General features: G+C 28.6%; 14 protein-coding genes and 1 tRNA gene. 10 read left to right on the forward strand and 5 right to left on the reverse strand.

Annotated elements, in window-relative coordinates:
- Nucleotides 1-559: 559 nt before the first annotated feature.
- The 6 genes from coaBC to BRSU_RS10895 all read left to right on the forward strand — a co-directional run bounded on the left by coaBC (nt 560) and on the right by BRSU_RS10895 (nt 7,600).
- A complete protein-coding gene (gene coaBC, locus BRSU_RS10870; protein WP_048595382.1) occupies nt 560-1,768 on the forward strand; it encodes a bifunctional phosphopantothenoylcysteine decarboxylase/phosphopantothenate--cysteine ligase CoaBC in 1,209 nt (402 codons plus the stop codon).
- 3 nt (nt 1,769-1,771) lie between these two features.
- Nucleotides 1,772-2,479, forward strand: coding sequence for an ABC transporter ATP-binding protein (locus tag BRSU_RS10875; RefSeq protein ID WP_048595383.1), 708 nt, complete (start codon nt 1,772-1,774; stop codon nt 2,477-2,479).
- 7 nt (nt 2,480-2,486) lie between these two features.
- Nucleotides 2,487-4,808, forward strand: coding sequence for an ABC transporter permease (locus BRSU_RS10880; RefSeq protein WP_048595384.1), 2,322 nt, complete (start codon nt 2,487-2,489; stop codon nt 4,806-4,808).
- Nucleotides 4,809-4,893: 85 nt separating this feature from the next.
- A tRNA-Thr gene (locus BRSU_RS10885) sits at nt 4,894-4,966 on the forward strand.
- Between the two features lie 114 nt (nt 4,967-5,080).
- Complete coding sequence (locus tag BRSU_RS10890; protein ID WP_048595385.1) at nt 5,081-6,115, forward strand: N-acetylneuraminate synthase family protein; 1,035 nt, start codon at nt 5,081-5,083, stop codon at nt 6,113-6,115.
- A gap of 294 nt (nt 6,116-6,409) precedes the next feature.
- Nucleotides 6,410-7,600: a cation:proton antiporter gene (locus BRSU_RS10895; RefSeq protein ID WP_048595386.1), complete on the forward strand. Its 1,191-nt coding sequence runs from the start codon at nt 6,410-6,412 to the stop codon at nt 7,598-7,600.
- A gap of 76 nt (nt 7,601-7,676) precedes the next feature.
- Here BRSU_RS10895 and BRSU_RS10900 read toward each other — a convergent pair whose 3' ends face one another.
- Nucleotides 7,677-10,829, reverse strand: a complete 3,153-nt coding sequence (locus BRSU_RS10900) for an efflux RND transporter permease subunit (protein WP_048595387.1) — start codon at nt 10,827-10,829, stop codon at nt 7,677-7,679.
- Between the two features lie 124 nt (nt 10,830-10,953).
- Nucleotides 10,954-12,033 (reverse strand): hypothetical protein, encoded by a 1,080-nt coding sequence (locus BRSU_RS10905; RefSeq protein WP_048595388.1) that lies wholly within the window; start codon nt 12,031-12,033, stop codon nt 10,954-10,956.
- Nucleotides 12,034-12,178: 145 nt separating this feature from the next.
- On the opposite strand from BRSU_RS10905, the gene BRSU_RS10910 reads away from it, so the two are divergent.
- The 4 genes from BRSU_RS10910 to BRSU_RS10925 all read left to right on the forward strand — a co-directional run bounded on the left by BRSU_RS10910 (nt 12,179) and on the right by BRSU_RS10925 (nt 14,207).
- Nucleotides 12,179-12,577 carry a hypothetical protein gene (locus BRSU_RS10910; protein ID WP_048595389.1) on the forward strand — a complete coding sequence of 133 codons (399 nt, stop codon included), beginning with the start codon at nt 12,179-12,181 and terminating at the stop codon, nt 12,575-12,577.
- Between the two features lie 83 nt (nt 12,578-12,660).
- A complete protein-coding gene (locus BRSU_RS10915) occupies nt 12,661-13,119 on the forward strand; it encodes a Spy/CpxP family protein refolding chaperone (protein ID WP_048595390.1) in 459 nt (152 codons plus the stop codon).
- Between the two features lie 21 nt (nt 13,120-13,140).
- Complete coding sequence (locus BRSU_RS10920) at nt 13,141-13,686, forward strand: RNA polymerase sigma factor (protein WP_014486893.1); 546 nt, start codon at nt 13,141-13,143, stop codon at nt 13,684-13,686.
- Nucleotides 13,683-14,207 (forward strand): zf-HC2 domain-containing protein, encoded by a 525-nt coding sequence (locus BRSU_RS10925; RefSeq protein WP_048595391.1) that lies wholly within the window; start codon nt 13,683-13,685, stop codon nt 14,205-14,207. Before BRSU_RS10920 ends, BRSU_RS10925 begins: the two co-directional genes overlap by 4 nt.
- A gap of 221 nt (nt 14,208-14,428) precedes the next feature.
- On the opposite strand, the gene purN is transcribed toward BRSU_RS10925, so the two are convergent.
- The 3 genes from purN to infB form a co-directional block, all read right to left on the reverse strand.
- Entirely contained in the window at nt 14,429-14,989 is a 561-nt protein-coding gene (gene purN / locus BRSU_RS10930) for a phosphoribosylglycinamide formyltransferase (RefSeq protein WP_048595392.1), read from the reverse strand.
- A complete protein-coding gene (gene purM / locus BRSU_RS10935; RefSeq protein WP_048595393.1) occupies nt 14,977-15,990 on the reverse strand; it encodes a phosphoribosylformylglycinamidine cyclo-ligase in 1,014 nt (337 codons plus the stop codon). The genes purN and purM overlap by 13 nt, the downstream gene beginning before the upstream one ends.
- 200 nt (nt 15,991-16,190) lie before the next feature.
- Entirely contained in the window at nt 16,191-18,527 is a 2,337-nt protein-coding gene (infB, locus tag BRSU_RS10940) for a translation initiation factor IF-2 (protein ID WP_053082764.1), read from the reverse strand.
- Nucleotides 18,528-18,551: the final 24 nt, after the last annotated feature.

An 18,551-nucleotide genomic window follows, 5' to 3' on the forward strand; every position in this document is an offset into this window, starting at 1 on the left:
TTCTAATATTTCAAGATGTTTATCTTCTACTCCGCATACAGATATAAAAGAAGCATTATCTTTGAATTTTACTTTATTATCTAAAAGTTTGTTGTTAATTATATTAAGTCCCTTTTTTAAAAAATTTAATATCTTTTACTTTAATAATATACTAAAATCATATCTATTGTCAATATCAACTAAAAAAAATATAACATTTTTTACAATATTTATAGTGTATTAAAATATCGATAAAATAATAAATTCTATTTATATGGTTTTAGAATTTATTAAAAAAATCATTTTTTATATGTTAGTAATTTACACATTATTTTTTAAATATTATTTCACATATATAAAATTCATATATCATATTATATATATATAAATATTATTTTATTCATATTATTTTACTTATAGCTACTAAAAAATAAAATAATTTTCAATATGAAGTATATTATTATTGTCAATAAAAATAAAAAAAATTATAAAAATATATAGACTATTTTTTTTATTTATAGTAGTATATAATAGTTTAATAGTATAGTTTAATAAAGGGTATGAAATTATATTTTAAATTATGAGAATTTTACTTGCAATAACAAGCTCAATATCTGCATATAAAACTCCTTTCCTTGTTAGTCATTTAAAAAAACAAGGCCATAATGTTATTTGTGCAGTTACAAAAAATGCACAAAACATGGTAGGTATTAAAGCATTAGAAACTATGAGCGGAAATAAAGTAATAACAGATTTATGGCAGGAAGATGATATCCTTAGGCATATTCACATTAATGAAGAAACAGATATATTATTAATTGCCCCTGCCGATGTTAATATTATAGGAAAAATAGCAAATGGTATATGCGATGATGCAATAAGTACAATAGCATGTGCATATACAAAAAAGAAATATTTTGCTCCTGCTATGAATCCTCATATGTGGGCTAATAAAGCAAATCAAAAAAATGTTAAATATTTAATAGAAGAATTAAATTATGAACTAATACCGCCTGAAAGCGGAAATATGGCATGCAATGATGAAGGTGTTGGAAGGCTTGCTGATCTTGATACTATAATAAAAACAGTAACTTCAAATAATGAATCATTGAAATACAATAATATCAGATTCACTATCACATCAGGAGCTACAATAGAATGGATAGACCCTATAAGATATATCACTAATAATTCAAGCGGAAAAATGGGAGCTTCTATATATGAAGAAATATCTTCAAATGGTGGAATATCTATATATATAGAGGGCAAAGTTAATGATTCTTTAGCTGTAAAAAATAATGATAAAAAAATTAAAATAAATACTACTAAAGAATTGCAGGATAATGTATTAAATGAACTTGATAATACAGATATACTTCTTATGGCTGCTGCTCCTTTAGATTTCAGACCTGCACAAGTTTTTGATAAAAAGGTAAAAAAACATAATATAAATACTATAGAATTAATTGAAAATGATGATATACTTGCATCTTCAAAAAATAAAAAGAAAAATGGAACATTAATAGTATCTTTTGCTGCGGAAACTGCTGAAAATGATGAGGAACTAAAAAATTATGCTGTAGATAAGATGAAAAGAAAAGATGCTGATATGATAGTTGCAAACAAAATACAGGATGCTATAGGAAAAGATACTAATAAAATTACAATATTTTTTAAAGACGGAAGATTTAAATCTTTTCCTCTTTTAAGTAAAAAAGAATGTGCTAAAGAAATAGTTTCTGAAGCTGTTTCAGAATGGAAGAAAAAAAATAATATTACGGGATTTTAAATAATGAGCTATCTTTATGAAATAAAAGAAATTAGTAAGATATATGGACATGGTGGAGGTGCTACACAGGCATTAAAATCTGTTAACCTTACAATAGAAGAAGGAAAACTTACTGCTATATTAGGACCTAGCGGTTCAGGAAAAAGTACTTTGCTTAATATATTAGGTGCTTTGGATAAACCTACAAGCGGACAGGTATTATTTTTGGGTGAGGATATTTCTCATTATAGTGATAAAAGATTAGCTAAATTTAGAAGAGAAAATATAGGATTCGTATTTCAAAGCTATAACTTACTTCCTAACCTAACAGCTATAGAGAATGTTGAATTTTCTACTGAAATTACAGGACTTTCAAGAGGTAATGCAGAAGAGGCTTTAAAATTATTAGGTCTTGAAAACAGAGTAAAACATTATCCTACAGAATTATCCGGAGGAGAACAGCAAAGAGTTAGTATAGCACGTGCCATAGCTAAAAAGCCTAAAGTGGTATTATGCGATGAGCCTACTGGAGCATTAGATAATAAAACAGGTGTTATGGCTCTAAAAATACTTAGAGACCTAAACAGAAATTTAGGAACAAGCATCATACTTATTACACATAGTAAAGAAATAGCTAAAATGGCTGATACTGTTGTGAAAATTTTAAGCGGTGAAGTATTAGATAAATATGATGTGCCAAATCCTTTGAATCCTGAAGATATAGAGTGGTAAAAAAATAATGATTAATATAAAAACTAAACTATTATTTAGAAAAATATATAAGCAGCTTGCTATATTTATGTCTGCTGTATTTATAGTAACATTAGCTGTACTTTTCTTTGTTGCCGTAAAAACAGTATATAGAGATTTTAAATTGTCAGCTGAAAATTATTTTGAAGAAAATACATTAGACGATTTAGTATTATTCGGTATGTTTAATACCAATGATATAGAAACTCTTGAAGAAATGAAAGGCATTGATAAAGTAGTTGCTAAGCATAGATTTCAGGGTAAAATAGATAATATTGATGCTATAATTTATGGCACTGATAATTCTGAAGATAGGATAAATAAGCCTTATGTATATGAAGGAAAATCTGAATTAAAAACTAATGAAATAGCAATCAATAAAAATTTTGCAGAAGCTAACTCTCTAAAATTAGGCGATACTGTAGAATTAGTATTTAATGATAAAACCAATTCATTTGTTATAGCCGCTTTAGTATCTTATCCTAATTATGTATTTTTATTTAAAGACGGAGCAAGCACTGCTTCAGAAGCTAAAGATTTTGCAGTTATAGAAGTTCATGAGGATCATTTTAATTATATACCTTACAATTCAATATATATAAAATACACAGAAGATGCAAATAAACAAAATGTTGAAAATCTAATAAGAATAAAATTAAAACAAAAAATATTCTTATTCACAGATAGAAAACAATCCGTTAACTATGTGAACTATGAACAAACATTGCTTCAAATAGATTCTTTTTCATATATATGTCCTTCTATACTTCTTCTTATGGCAATACTTTTACTTTATATTATACAAAGAAGAAATGTTGCCGTAGAAAGAAAACAAATAGGTATAATGAAAGCTATTGGACTTACAGATTTTTCTATAATGTTTATGTATATAAAATATTCATTCTTAGTATCATTTTTTGGTATACTTTTAGCTTTTATTGCAAGCAATTTCCTTTTGCCTCCTATATTCAATGCTTTAGGAAATATATTCGATATGCCTAATTTTAATCATAACACCTATATAGATTTATGGATAATATCAGCAGCAATTATATTATTCGTATGCATATTCTCTAATCTTTTGGCTGCTGTATCAATATTGAAATTAAATCCTGCTCAGTCTATGAGAGGAGAGCCTCCTAAAGGATCAGGTAAAAGTTTTGTAGAAAAATTACCGATTTGGAATAAATTTTCTTTCAATACAAGATATGCTATAAAAAATGCATCAAGAAGCAAAACAAGATATTTAGCATCTCTTTGGGGAATGTTCGCTGCTATAAGTATGACTATATTTGCTCAGGGATTTAATAATTCTTTTGACTATTTTCTATACAACTTATACGAAAAGTTTGCTTTATATGATGTTGTTGCAAATGTAAATCCTACAAAATGGGAAGATAATTCTGATATATTAACTAATGATGGTATTAAATATTATGATAAAGCAGCTATTTATCAGGCAAGGTTATATCCTGCATTTGAAGATAATGCTGAAAGTTTATATATACCTGCTTTGATATATAAAGACAGTTTTTCTTCTATGGATATACCTAATAATAATGATAAAGAAGATTCTGTAATGATTCCTAAATATTTAGCTGAAAAATTAAATATTAAAGAAAATGATTATATTGGAATAGAGTTATATACTTTAGGAAATAGTATTTCAAGAAGAGTTAAAGTAAGCAAATTCGTTGATCAGCAAGGTATGTTTTATATCTATATAGATAAAAATTTTGCTGAGGAAACATTCGATATAAAAAATGTTTATAACAGCATATTTATATCAACTAAAGATGATTTCACTAAGGAAGATATGAAAGATATATTGGATAAAAGTAAAGAGGTTTCATATTACAGCTTCAGAAGTGATGAATATGAGGCTTATAAAAATCAGATAGCCACTATATATCTTTTGGTGCAGATACTTATATTCATAGCATTCTTACTTGGTGCTACTTCTCTTTATGGTGTAGGTGTTATAACGCTTGCAACTAGAAGATATGAATTCACGCTTCTAAAAGTTATGGGATATACCACAAAAGAAATTATGATAGCCTCATTAAAAGAAACTATCACACAAATAATAGTTGCTATACCATTAGGAATAGCGGCAGGATACGGAATATTATATTTAGTAAAAAAACCTTTCTCAAGCAAATTATTTTCATTCGTTCCGCATGTATATCAGTCAAGCTATATACTTGCTATAGCATTGCTTGTAACTGTAATATTCCTTGTATCTATAATGAGTGCTTATTATATAAATAGATTGGATATGGTTGAAGGATTAAAGGACAGAGAAGAATAATTAAGTTAATGAATAAAAAAAATATACATTTTTTTATTCAAACGCTTGACTTTTTTTTCTGTTATTGTATAATAATAATCACTTCGCTGGTGTAGCTCAATTGGTAGAGCAGCTGATTTGTAATCAGCCGGTTGCGGGTTCGAGTCCCATCACCAGCTCATTTTTTTTTAACGCATTTATTTCTTCAATATTTTCCAATACTAAAAAGTTTTAATAATTAAACAATTCTATTTCGATAATATATTACAAACTAATAGTTAGGATATGATTGTATGTTAAAATTAAAAGATCTTATAAATAAAAAAGGATATTTCATAATAGCTGAAGCAGGATGTAATCATGAAGGCGATTTAAATACTGCAATAAAACTTATTCAAGAAGCTGCTAAATCCGGTGCTGATGCTGTAAAATTTCAAAGCTTCACACAAAAAACTTTATTCGCCGCAAAAGAATATACTAAAATTTTGAAATTAAAAGATGATGCTTTAGACGGTGTTGATAATATCATATTAAAAAAAGAATGGTATGAACCGTTAATAAAAGAAGCTAAAAAAAATAAAATCATATTTATAACAACTCCTTTTTCTGTAGATTCTGTAAATGATATTGTAAGCTACGATATACCTATAATAAAAATAGCTTCATGCGATATAGATAATATACCTTTGCTTGAAGCTGTTGCTAAGACTCAAAAGCCTGTCATACTTTCAACAGGGCTAGCTTTAAATAAAGATATAAAAGAAGCCTTAAAAATATTGAAAAAAAATGAAGTAGCATTATTACATTGCTCTGTAGAATACCCTACTCCTTTACAGAATGCTAGACTCAACAGAATATCTGTTATGAAAAATCTATTTAAAAATAATATAATAGGATATTCAGATCATACTATAGGTATTGAAGCTCCTATAATTGCTGTTTCTTTAGGTGCTAAAATAATAGAAAAACACTTTACTGTTACACCTGAAAAAGAAACAGGAGATCATATAATTAGCTTAGATACAAATGGCATGTCTGAAATGATAAAGTCTATTGATAAAACATTAACTATGCTTGGAGGCGATACTGCAAGCAAGAAAGAGCATGTATTAAGCAAGCAGGAAAAAAAGGAACTTGTATATGCCAAAAGAGGTATTTATTTAAGCCATGCTATGCTTAGAGGTGAAATAATCACAGAAAAAGATTTAATAGCTTTAAGACCTTGCGTTGGAATACCTGCCAAATATTATAATAAAGTTTTAGGTATGAAATTAAAGGTTGATAAAAAATCAAATACTGCTTTAAGTTTTAAAGATTTAAAAAAATAACTTGAAATAAAAAATACTTTATGATAAAGTATACAACAAATAAGGAATGAGGTCTCCTTAAATTATTTAATCAATTTATTAAATAATTAAACCGCTTTATTTATTTTTTATATAAAAGCTGATGACTTCTGCAAATTTCTATGATTTTTTATGATTATTGAAGAATAAATAAAAATCTTTAATAATTGATATATGGATTTGCAGATTCAGTTTTTATATTTTTTTTTCAACTAATATCTAATAATTCATATACTCATAAAGAATCACATACTAATAAAAAAGGATTATATATTTATGCTTCTCAGTTTAGCTTTGATATTTTTATGCGGAATGATACTTGGAAAAATATTTTCACTTTTAAAACTTCCTTCTCTTTTAGGTCTTATAATCACAGGTATAATACTAGGTCCATACTGCTTTAATTTGCTTGATAATTCAATACTTTCAATATCAGCAGATTTAAGAGAATTAGCACTAATAATAATATTAACACGTGCTGGACTTAATCTTGATATAGAAGATTTAAAAAAGGTAGGACGTCCCGCGATACTTATGTGCTTTGTTCCAGCAACTTTTGAAATAATAGGAATGATTTTAGTGGCTCCAAAACTTTTTGATATAAGTTTATTGGATGCTGCTTTAATGGGTTCTGTTGTTGCTGCTGTATCTCCTGCTGTGCTTGTACCTAAGATGCTTAAACTCATAGATGAAAGATACGGTACTAATAAAAGCATACCTCAATTATTAATGGCAGGAGCTTCCGTTGATGATATATTTGTAATAGTATTATTTACATCTTTTACTTCTCTTGTAAAAGGAGGCAATATCTCTTATCTTGATTTTATAAAAATACCTACTTCAATTATATTCGGGCTTTTGTTGGGAGTGATTATTGGTTTCATATTATCCAAATTCTTTACCAGATTTCATATAAGAGACAGTGCTAAAGTAGTTATAATACTAAGCATATCATTTATACTTGTAAGCATAGAAAATTCAATATCAAATCTATTTGGAGGCATTATAGGAATATCCGGACTTTTAGCCGTTATGAGTATAGGAGCATATCTTAAAAAATCAAAAGAAGAATTATCAAAAAGACTTTCATTAAAATATTCTAAACTTTGGGTAGCTGCTGAAATTATGCTTTTCGTACTTGTAGGAGCTGCTGTAAATATTAATTATGCTATGAAAGCCGGAGCATTAGGAGTTATATTAATATTTGCTGTTTTGATATTCAGAATGTTTGGGGTGCTTGTATCATTAATAAAAACTAAATTAAATAAAAAAGAGAGAATATTTAGTATGATTGCATATTGTCCAAAAGCAACAGTGCAGGCTGCAATAGGTTCAATTCCTTTATCATTAGGTTTTGCTTCAGGAGAGATTATACTTGTTATAGCAGTTCTTGCCATACTTATAACAGCCCCATTAGGAGCTTTTGCAATAGATGCTACCTATAAAAAATTATTAGAGCATGAATAAATTAGTAATAATATAACAATAATTAAGGGCTTGTATTTTAATAAAAAATCAAACCCTTAACATATATTATAAAAAATCACTTACCTGTAACATTTATAGCATCATAATCAGAGAAATCATTTTTACTTTCAATATCTTTTTTCTCATAATCTTTTAGAGGTATTTTATTTCTTATAGCAGCATAAACAGTAGGTACTATTATAAGAGTAAATGCTGTTGAAACTAAAAGCCCGCCTAGTATAGCAATAGATAAAGGCTGATACATTTCGTTTCCGCTTCCTCCTGATAATGCCATAGGTAAAAGTCCTAATATAGTTGTAAGCGTTGTCATAAGTACCGGTCTTAATCTTCTAGGTCCTGACTCCAATGCCGATTCATCTCCATTGAGATTTTTTTCATGCATAAGCTGATTCATATAATCTATAAGTACAATACCATTATTTACTACAATACCAATCAAAACAATAAATCCTATTCCGCTGTATACGCTTAAAGTTTGTCTTCCTATAAATAATGCTAATAAAGAACCAGCGAAACCAAATGGTATTGCTAATGCTATAACGAAAGGAGCAATAAAAGATTCAAACTGACTAGCCATTATAGCATAAACTAAAACCAATGCTAATATAAAGGCCTGAATAAGTTGTAAAAATGCTTCTTTCATATCCTCAAAATCTCCGGCATAATTAATAGTAAATCCTGAAGGAAGAAATACTTCTTTTGAAATATTTTCCTGAACATCCTGCATTATTTCGCTTAATGCTCTATTATATGCTGATGCTTTTATAGTTGTAATTCTTGTACTGTCTTTTCTTTCTATCTCCGTAGGGCCATAGCTTTTTTCTATAGTTGCTACTGATGATATAGGTACTATTCCTGCTGTTGTAGGTATCATAAGTCTTGATATATCATCTATTTTTAATCTGTCAGGCTCTCCAAGCTGAACATTAACATCTATATCTGTAACATCAGAATTGAGAGGTGTCATAGTTGTAGCTGTTGTACCTGCAAAACTTGTTTTAATAATATTTGCTATTGTGTTTACATTAATACCCATTTTGGCTGCTATTTCTCTATTAACATATATTTTAAGTTCAGGATTTGAATCATCTCTTGTAAGTCTAGGCTCTCTTATTCCTTCTATATCCGATATTGATTTTATTATATTATTTGCTATTTCTGTAGACTTATCTAAATCATCTCCTACAAGTTCTATTTCTATTTCCTGTCCTCCTGTTCCTCCGTTTCTTCCGCCTCCTCCTATAGCTGAAGTTGTTACAGCAGATATATTAATCTGTGCCGGATATGATACTAATCTATTTCTTGTTATCTCTATATATTCATCAACAGACAATTTTCTTCCTTCACTTTTATCTCTAAGCTGCACTCTTATTTCCGCAGAATTTTCTTCAGAACCTGATTTTACTCTAGACTGCATTCTGTCAAAATCCTCTCCTATAGCATCTTGTATATCGCCTTCCATTCTTGTAATGAAAGCCTGTGTTTGTTCTGATTTAGTCCCTACAGGCATTTTTACTTCTATCTTAAATTGTCCTTCATCTGAAGTAGGAAATCCTTCTTTACCTATAAAAATTAAACCTAATATTATTATTACAAATACTACTGATAATGAAGAGATAAATACTTTCTTTTTATTTTTTATAGAATAGCTTAATAAATTAGAATATAAGTTATTAATTTTGCTATGGAATTTATCATTAACAAAATTTTCTATAGGTATTAAAAATTTAGTTTTCTTATTTGTTACAAGTCTAGCACCAAGCATAGGAACTATTGTAAGAGCAACGAATAAAGAACCTATCATTGAAACTGTAACTGTAATACATAAATCTCTGAATAATTGTCCTGTTTGTCCTTCAACGAAAAGGAAAGGTAAGAATACCGCTATAGTTGTAAGAGTAGAAGCAGATATTGCAAGAGCTACTGTAGAAGTACCATTTATAGCTGATGAATATTTACCATATCCATTATTTCGATAATAGAATATATTTTCCAAAACTACAATGGAGTTATCAACCATCATACCAATACCTAAAACAAGTCCTGATAATGATATAATATTCAAAGTTATTCCCATAAAATACATCAATGTAAATGTAATTATAATAGATATAGGAATTGAAACTGCTATTATAGAAACTGTTTTTACATTCCATAAGTAAAGCATTAATATAATAACGGCAAATAATCCTCCCTGCCAAGCTGTATCTAATACTCCGTTTATAGCCTCATTTACATTATCAGCACTATTAAATAATATTTCATACTCTACGCCTTCAGGAAGATTAAGATTAGCTAATTGCTTTTTTACAGCCTTTGATACATTAACAGAATTTCCGCCTGATTCTTTATTAACTGATACTGATATTGCAGGCATTCCATTGATTTTTACTATCTCAGAGTCATCACTGTATCCTTGATAAACTCTTCCTATATCCTTTAATTTTATAGGAGTATCATTTGTTTTTAAAGCCACAACAGTATTTTCAATATCTTCAGGAGTTGTAAACTCTCCCATAGTTCTTAGAGTATACTTATAAACTCCTTCATAAGTATCACCGCCTGATAGATTCTGATTTTCTGATGATAAAAGAGAAACTATACTGTTAATATCTATTCCATAAGCATGAAGTCTATTTAAAACTAAATCGACTTTCATCTCACTTTTAAGTCCGCCTCTTATTTCAGCTCTTGCTACTCCTGAAGCCTGCTCTATTTTATTTAATATCTGATTATCTATTAATGTATATAATGCTCCTAAATTATCTGTACCGAAAAAAGCTATTTCCATTATAGGAGTCATATCTGTAGAAAATTTAAGTACTGTAGGGCTGTCTGCATCATCCGGAAGCGAATTTTTTATTCCGTCTATAGCTTCTCTTACATCTGCTGTAGCAACTGCTAAATCAGTACCCCAGTTAAATTCTATAAATACGCTTGATTTACCTTCTTCCGAAGTAGAAGTGATTGTATTAATATCGCTTACAGTGGCAACTGCATTTTCAACTATTCTTGTAACTGATTTTTCTACTTCTTCAGGACCAGCATTCTCATACTCTGTACTTACTGTTATATAGGGAAGCTCCATATCCGGTAAAAAATCAACTGCTAATTTACTTAAACTTACAAACCCTAATATCAATACTGCTATCATACACATAAAAACCGCTACGGGTCTTTTTACTACTAATTCTATAAAATTTCTCATTCGCTTCACCCTACCTTTTATATAGCATACTATATATGTTAAACTCTTATTAAATTCTTTATTTTAGACGAATAATTAAAAAAAAAGTTGCAATATAAACTATTTTTTTATCAATATAATTATTTTATTTTTCAAATTTTTCTAATTCTTCACATAACTTTATAAAGTCTTCATAAACTTTTATAGACTGCAAATATCTTAAATCTATCATATATCCTGAATCAATATGTTTAAAAAATTCAGCATCCCAAAGTTCTGTTTCTATAAAGCCTTTTTTATAATCATATTTATAAGGTTCAAATTTAAACATGTAGGTTCTAAAATATTTAACTTTAGCAAAACATAATTTATATATTCTGAATAATATACCTATAGTATCATTCCTATTCAAAAATTTGTCAGTAAATATTAATGTCTTATGTGAGTTTTCTTTCTCCTGATACCAAGAATCTCCTTCTTTGATAAGATCATATTTTTTTATTATATTTTCTTTGTCAGCGGTATAGAGAGAAGTAAAATTATAATCATATACTACCTCTTTATAAATAAAATCTATCCCATCGCATGCTATATAAAAATAACTGTTCATATCATCTGCTTTAATTTTTATCATTATAGAATATTTACCGTTAATAACATTTTTATATTTTTTTATTACTTCTTCAATTTCATCATTACTGCATAAATGAAATATATCATATTCATTTGGGCATGCATTAAAATACTTTGAGCATTGCACAAAAGAAGCATTTCTAAAAATAATTTCTATAATATGACTGCAGCTTAAATCATTACCTCCTACTATATTCAAGTTATTTCCATAATTAGAAATCATAAAATCAAGCCACATATTATTTTTTATTGAATTATTTATATTTTCTATCTTCTCTTTTGCAATCAATATATTAATTTCATCTATATAGCTTTTAAACTCTCTTTCCATATATTTAAAATTTGTAAAAGCAACTTTATCATCATGCATAAGCACTTTTATACATATAGCATCATTATCTGATATATAAAATAAATATTTTTTTTCATCATTAAACAATAAAAAACCTTCATCTGATTGTTCTATTTTTGCATTTATTTTGGATTTTATATATTTCATAAGTGAAAACATAGCTTTTTCATCATTACTTTTATTGTCATAAAGAAGTTTTATTGTTTTTGATTTACCGTCTAAAAAAATTATTTTATACATTAGTTATCCAAATCATATGAAAATATATTGTTTTATTATAATATAAATACTTTATTTTTTAAAGCATAAAAAGATATGATCATTTTAGGAACTTTTTAATAATTCATTCGTCTAAATGATAAATAATCAATTAAGAGGTTTTTATATGAAAAAAATAATGATTATTGCCATATTAATTTTTAATATATATAGTTTATATGCCGAAGAACATTTTATAATAAATGATGCTTCTATGAAAGTGTTAACTGATGCCGGAGTGGATATAAGTCTAGAAAAAAAATACACTATAAATTCAATCACAAAGAAATACTTAAAAGATGCTAGAAAGATTTTATTTGAAATAAATAAAATCGATATGAAAATAAATGATGAATTTAAAAAAGAAGATATAGATTTAGACAGTGTTAAACAGTTAATATTCGAGAAAAAAGCAAAAGAAGCCGATTTTGATTATACTATAATGTCATGCGACTTGGATATATTATCATTATTTTCAAATAATGAGATAAAAAGGATAAAATATTATATTATTTTTAAAAAATAGCGGGAACTTTTTATATAAGAATTACGTCTAACAATGCAAAAGATAATATAATATTGAAAGTTATGGAGTGATAAGGAGAGTTTATGAATAAAATATTTTATACTGTATCTTTAATATTATTATTATCTTTGTCAATTTTTGCACAACCGGGTCCTAAAGGTCCCGGTCCTCATGGGCCTGGACATGGAAGAAACAGAAGAGGGGGCGAATTTGATAAAAGATTAGGACATGATCCTTTACAGTTTTTTAGAAAAATTGGTATAACTCTAACTGATGAACAGGCTGAAAGAATGTATGATATAGCCATCAAATTTATTACAGAAGAAGAACCTATCAGATTAGAAATAGAAAGAATAGAGAACAGTATAAGATTGGAGTTAATGAAAGACAATACTGATAGAAATGCTATTAAAGAGCTGATAAAACAGAAAAAAGAACAAGAGGCTTTAAGAGATTATTTAAGGATAGTGAGAGATTTGGATATTATAGCTGTTCTTACTCCAGAGCAAAAAGCTCAGCTAAACAGTTGCATGATGAGATAGGTAATTTTTATAAGGATAAATATGAGCAGCGCTATGGCTTATGAAGATAATATAGATGCATTCAAAACAGGTAATGAGGAAGCTTACAAAGAGCTTATAGAAATGTATAAAAAACCATTATTCAATTTGGTTTATTCTATCATTTCTAATAAAGATGAAGCTGAAGAGATTGTGCAGGACGTTTTTGTAAGTTTTTACATAAAACGTGAAAGTTTTGAAGGAAGAAGTAAAATATACACTTGGCTTTATAGGGTTTCTTTTAACAGGGCTGTTGATCATATAAGAAAAAAAGAGCGAGAAAAAAAATACCGCTTAAAAGAATATAGAAATTCTGAAGTACAGGAATCTGGAAATGATGACAGCATACATAGAATTATATTAGCCGAGGCTTTGGAAAAATTGGAAGATGATTTCAGAATTCCGCTTATGATGGCTGAATATGAAAATTATTCTTACAATGAAATATCCGAAAAATTGGATCTGCCGGTTAATACTGTTAGAACTAGGATATTCAGAGCTAGAAAAAAACTTCTATCTATTATGAAAAAAATGGGGGTGAGCTTATGAAAAATAATCATGAATATTATGAAATGCTTATCAGCAGACATAAGGACAATGATTTAGATGCTAATGAAATATTTGAAATGGAAAAACATTTAGCTTCTTGTAAATCTTGTCAGAAATTCAGAGATGAAATCAATTCTATGTCATCTATACTTTTAGGTATGTCAAATATCAAAATAAATAAGAAGCCTGCAAGCATTTTCAATAAAAAGAGAGTTATAGCATCTATAAGTTCAATAGCTGCTGCTTTACTCATATTTGGTGCTGTAAGTACAATATACAACAATAATAATATTCCAGGCAATTCAAATGATGCTGCTAAATTAATGGTTGCTGATTTGAATGATTCTATAATAAGAACTAGCATAGATGATTATAATACTGAAGAGGATTATGCTCCTTTATCAAGCTATTTTAGTTATGGGGATCTTGACCCTGAAGCAGCAGAAGCATCATCAGATGAAAATTATAATAATGCCGAGATATCTATAATGTCTGCATATATTTATTATATGGGTAAATAACGCATGCTAAATAGATAAAAAATATAAATTAATTTGAAATTCACAATTATACAATATGATTAAAAATAACTAAGCATGCGTTTAACAAAGCTATAAATCTAATCCCAGCTTGGGCGGGCATTGCTTTTTCTTATAAAAATAAAAAAACAATGACTATTATATTTATAATGTCTACAATAAACTTAAAGGGTGGGGAATTAGAATAAAGCCCAAATTTAAAATCACATTTTAGAAAGTTTTTTCACAGTAGCAGGAAGTAATTTATGTTCTTCTACTAATACACGTTTTTGTAAAATTTCTGCAGTATCATCTTCTTTTACTTCAACTTTAGTCTGCATTATAATGTCTCCGCCGTCTATAGTATCAGTAACATAATGAACAGTACAGCCTGATTCTTTTTCCTTGTTTACAATTACAGCCTCATGAACATGAATACCATACATTCCCTTTCCACCATATTTAGGAAGAAGAGATGGATGAATATTAATAATTTTTCCTTCCCATTTTCTTATAAAGGCACTGTCTACTATTGATAAAAATCCTGCCAATACAACCAAATCTATATTAGAAATCTCTTCATCTATTTTTTTGAATAAATCTTTTTTATATACTTTTCTATCTAATAATACGGCCTTTATTCCAGCATTTTCAGCAATATTAAGTCCGCCGCAATCCCTATCTGCAATAACTATATCTATTTTATAATAATCATTATCTTGTGAATCTATCAAAGATTTTAAATTACTTCCGCCTCCGGAAATTAAAACGGCTACTCTAAGCATATATCACTCTTATCCTCATTATCATTTTTAGCAATATACCCTATTTCATAAGCGGATTCATTTTTCTCTTTCAAATCATTTATGATACTATCTTTATCCTCTTTAGAAGCTATTATTACAAATCCGATACCCATATTGAAAGTATTATACATTTCTTCTTCTTTTATATTACCAAGATACTGAATATAATTAAATATATTAGGGGTAACAAAACTATCCTTTTTAATTACAGCCTTATATCCTTTAGCAACAGAACGAGGAACATTTTCTATTAAACCGCCTCCTGTGATATGAGCCATACCTTTAATATTATATTTTTCTAATAAAGGAAGTACTTTTTTTACATATATTTTAGTAGGTGTTAAAAGAGTTTCTCCTATTTTTTCACCCTCATATACAGCATTATAATCCCTCACAAGTTTTCTTATAAGTGAATATCCATTACTGTGAAAACCAGATGAAGCAATACCTATAATAGCATCTCCTTCACTAACTTTAGAGCCGTCAATAATTTTATCCTTCTCTACAACTCCCACACAAAAACCAGCTATATCATAATCTCCATCTTTATAAAAACCAGGCATTTCGGCAGTTTCTCCGCCTATTAAAGCAGCACCAGCCTCATAACATCCGTCAGCAATACCTTTAACTATTAAAGCAGCAGTCTCTCCATTTAATCTTCCGCATGCAAGATAATCCAAAAAGAAAATAGGCTTAGCACCATGACAAAGCACATCATTAACACACATAGCAACAGCATCTATTCCGACAGTATCATACTTCTTCATAGAAAATGCTATTTCTAACTTTGTACCTACTCCGTCAGTTCCGGATACAAGTACTGGATTATTATACTTACCAAGCTCATACAAAGCACCGAAACTTCCTATATTATTAAGTACATTTGTATGCATAGTTTTAGCCACAACTTCTTTCATCAGAGATACAGCTTTATAACCTTCTTCTCTGCTGACTCCGCTGTCTTTATAAGAAATGCCCATAAATAATTCCCTTATTTGATAAATTAAAAATTAGAAAAAATATTTATTAAGTATACCAATATTTTATTATATTTACAAGAATTTTTTTTTATTTGTAAGAATCAATATAACAATATATACAACTTATCTTACTAAAGTAATAAAAAAGGCAATACATTCAAGATGCACTGCCTATAATTTTTCATCAATGAATTTAATATTTATAAATCCTGAGCTATTTCTTCAATCTTGAATATCTCAAGAACATCACCTTTTTTAATATCATTAAAGTTCTCTATAGAAGCACCGCATTCATAACCGCTAGCTACTTCTTTAACATCGTCCTTAATTCTTCTTAAACTAGAAATCTTGCTTGTATAAATAAGAACATTATCTCTCATTACTCTTACACCAGCATTTCTTTCTATTTTACCATTAGTTACATAACAGCCGGCAATAGTACCAACTTTAGGTACATGGAATACATCTCTAACCTCAACAGTACCAATATCAACTTCTTTTTTGAGTCTTTCAAGAGAACCTTTCATAGCATTTTGAATAGCCTCTATTGCCTCATAAATGATATCATATCTTTCTATAGGTATTCCAAGTTTTTCAGCTAATTCTCTAGCCTTTCCGGAAGGACGAACTCTATAAGCTATAATAATAGCATTGGAAGCATGAGCCAAGTTTACATCGCTTTCAGTAACCGCACCTGATGCACTATATATTGAAACAAATCTTATTTTATCACTTTGTATTTTATTTAAAGCATCTCTCAAAGCCTCCGCACTACCCTGAACATCGGCTTTAATGATTACTTTGAACTCTTTCATAGATTCAGAAGCTATTTTCTCATAAAGGTTTTCTAATGTAACTTTAACATTAGCCTTTAAAGCTTCCTGCTGTTTTAATTGAACTCTCTTATCAGCTATAGCCTTAGCTTCTTTTTCATCAAGCATAACATTGAATGATTCTCCAGCTTCAGGAGTCTTTTCAAAACCTAAAACTTCAACAGGAGTAGAAGGTAAAGCCTTTGTAACTCTCTGTCCTAAATCATTAACCATAGCACGTACTTTACCAACCGAAAGCCCACATACAAAATAATCGCCTATTTTCAAAGTACCATTTTGTACAAGAACAGTACCTACAGGACCTCTGCCCGGATCAAGTGAAGCCTCTAATACTATACCTATTGCTTCTCTATTAGGATTAGCCTTTAATTCAAGCATTTCAGCTTGTAATATAATAGCTTCTAATAAATCGTTAATACCTTGTTTAGTTAAGGCACTCACACCTATATATTGAGTATCCCCGCCCCATTCTTCTGGAGTAAGTCCGTACTCTGATAATGCTGCTTTTACCTTATCCATACTGGCATTAGGCAAATCCATTTTATTAACAGCAACTATTATAGGAACATTAGCCTCTTTAGCATGATTTAATGCTTCAACTGTTTGAGGCATTACACCATCATCTGAAGCAACAACAAGTATTACTATATCAGTACTTTTAGCTCCTCTTGCTCTCATCATAGTAAATGCAGCGTGTCCTGGAGTATCAATAAAAGCTATTTCTCCGCTAGGTATTTTTACTTTGTAAGCACCGATATTTTGAGTGATTCCGCCGCTTTCTTTTGATGTAATATTACTATGTCTTATAGCGTCAAGAAGAGAAGTTTTACCATGGTCAACGTGTCCCATTATTGTTACAACAGGAGGACGAGGTTTTAAATCTTCTTCTCTGTCTTCTTTTACTTCAATAGTTGCCTCTTCCTGTAAAGATATAACATTAACCTTACATCCGAAATCATCGGCAATAATTGTAGCGGTATCAGAATCGATTATATCATTAACTCTAGCCATAGTACCCATACCCATAAGTTTGGATATTATGTCAGAAGCTCTTAAATTCATCTTTTTAGCTAAGTCACCAACAGTAATAGTTTCCATTATGCTAATTTCTTTTTCAACACTTGCAAGTCTTTGTTCCTGCTGACGTTTTTTAGCCTGAAGTTTATTAAATATTTTATTTTCCTGTCTTTGTGCTGCTTCTGCTTTAGAATCTTTTTGAGATGATTTTTTATCGTATTCTTTATCTTTCTTCTCGTAGTCTCTTTTCTTATTATCTTTTTTATTGTCTTTCTTGAAAGAAGATACATCTTCAACAGGAGCTTCCATAGGAGAAGAATCTTTATATGATTTATTTTCTTTAAAATCTCTATTTTCTCTATTATGAGAATAATTTTTATTCTTAGATTCTTTATTGTTATCTCTAGTATCTCTATTTTCTTTTGCTATATTATTTTTTTCAGGAGTATTATTGTTATTATTATCCTGTTTTTGAGCATCAGGCTTATCTGATTTATTATGTATTATTATTTTCTTTTTTACTATAACTTTTTTTACTTTCTTAACAGCTGCTGCAGCTTGATTATCATCATTATTATTATTATTATTAGATGCATTATTTTTCTTAATAATAACTTTTGGTTTATTATCAGCTGCAGAGCTTTCCTGATTTAAATTTTTTTCATTATTCTCATTTTTTTGAGACATTCTTTTCCTTTCCCATTAATATTA

The organism is Brachyspira suanatina, from assembly GCF_001049755.1.
Classification (GTDB): domain Bacteria; phylum Spirochaetota; class Brachyspiria; order Brachyspirales; family Brachyspiraceae; genus Brachyspira; species Brachyspira suanatina.

Coding starts and splice junctions, on each gene's coding strand:
- infB (WP_053082764.1), bottom strand. CDS start 18,527: ATGTCTCAAAAAAATGAGAATAATGAAAAAAATTTAAATCAGGAAAGC.
- coaBC (WP_048595382.1), top strand. CDS start 560: ATGAGAATTTTACTTGCAATAACAAGCTCAATATCTGCATATAAAACT.
- BRSU_RS10925 (WP_048595391.1), top strand. CDS start 13,683: ATGAAAAATAATCATGAATATTATGAAATGCTTATCAGCAGACATAAG.
- BRSU_RS10920 (WP_014486893.1), top strand. CDS start 13,141: ATGAGCAGCGCTATGGCTTATGAAGATAATATAGATGCATTCAAAACA.
- BRSU_RS10895 (WP_048595386.1), top strand. CDS start 6,410: ATGCTTCTCAGTTTAGCTTTGATATTTTTATGCGGAATGATACTTGGA.
- BRSU_RS10915 (WP_048595390.1), top strand. CDS start 12,661: ATGAATAAAATATTTTATACTGTATCTTTAATATTATTATTATCTTTG.
- BRSU_RS10875 (WP_048595383.1), top strand. CDS start 1,772: ATGAGCTATCTTTATGAAATAAAAGAAATTAGTAAGATATATGGACAT.
- BRSU_RS10900 (WP_048595387.1), bottom strand. CDS start 10,829: ATGAGAAATTTTATAGAATTAGTAGTAAAAAGACCCGTAGCGGTTTTT.
- BRSU_RS10905 (WP_048595388.1), bottom strand. CDS start 12,033: ATGTATAAAATAATTTTTTTAGACGGTAAATCAAAAACAATAAAACTT.
- purM (WP_048595393.1), bottom strand. CDS start 15,990: ATGGGCATTTCTTATAAAGACAGCGGAGTCAGCAGAGAAGAAGGTTAT.
- BRSU_RS10880 (WP_048595384.1), top strand. CDS start 2,487: ATGATTAATATAAAAACTAAACTATTATTTAGAAAAATATATAAGCAG.
- purN (WP_048595392.1), bottom strand. CDS start 14,989: ATGCTTAGAGTAGCCGTTTTAATTTCCGGAGGCGGAAGTAATTTAAAA.
- BRSU_RS10890 (WP_048595385.1), top strand. CDS start 5,081: ATGTTAAAATTAAAAGATCTTATAAATAAAAAAGGATATTTCATAATA.
- BRSU_RS10910 (WP_048595389.1), top strand. CDS start 12,179: ATGAAAAAAATAATGATTATTGCCATATTAATTTTTAATATATATAGT.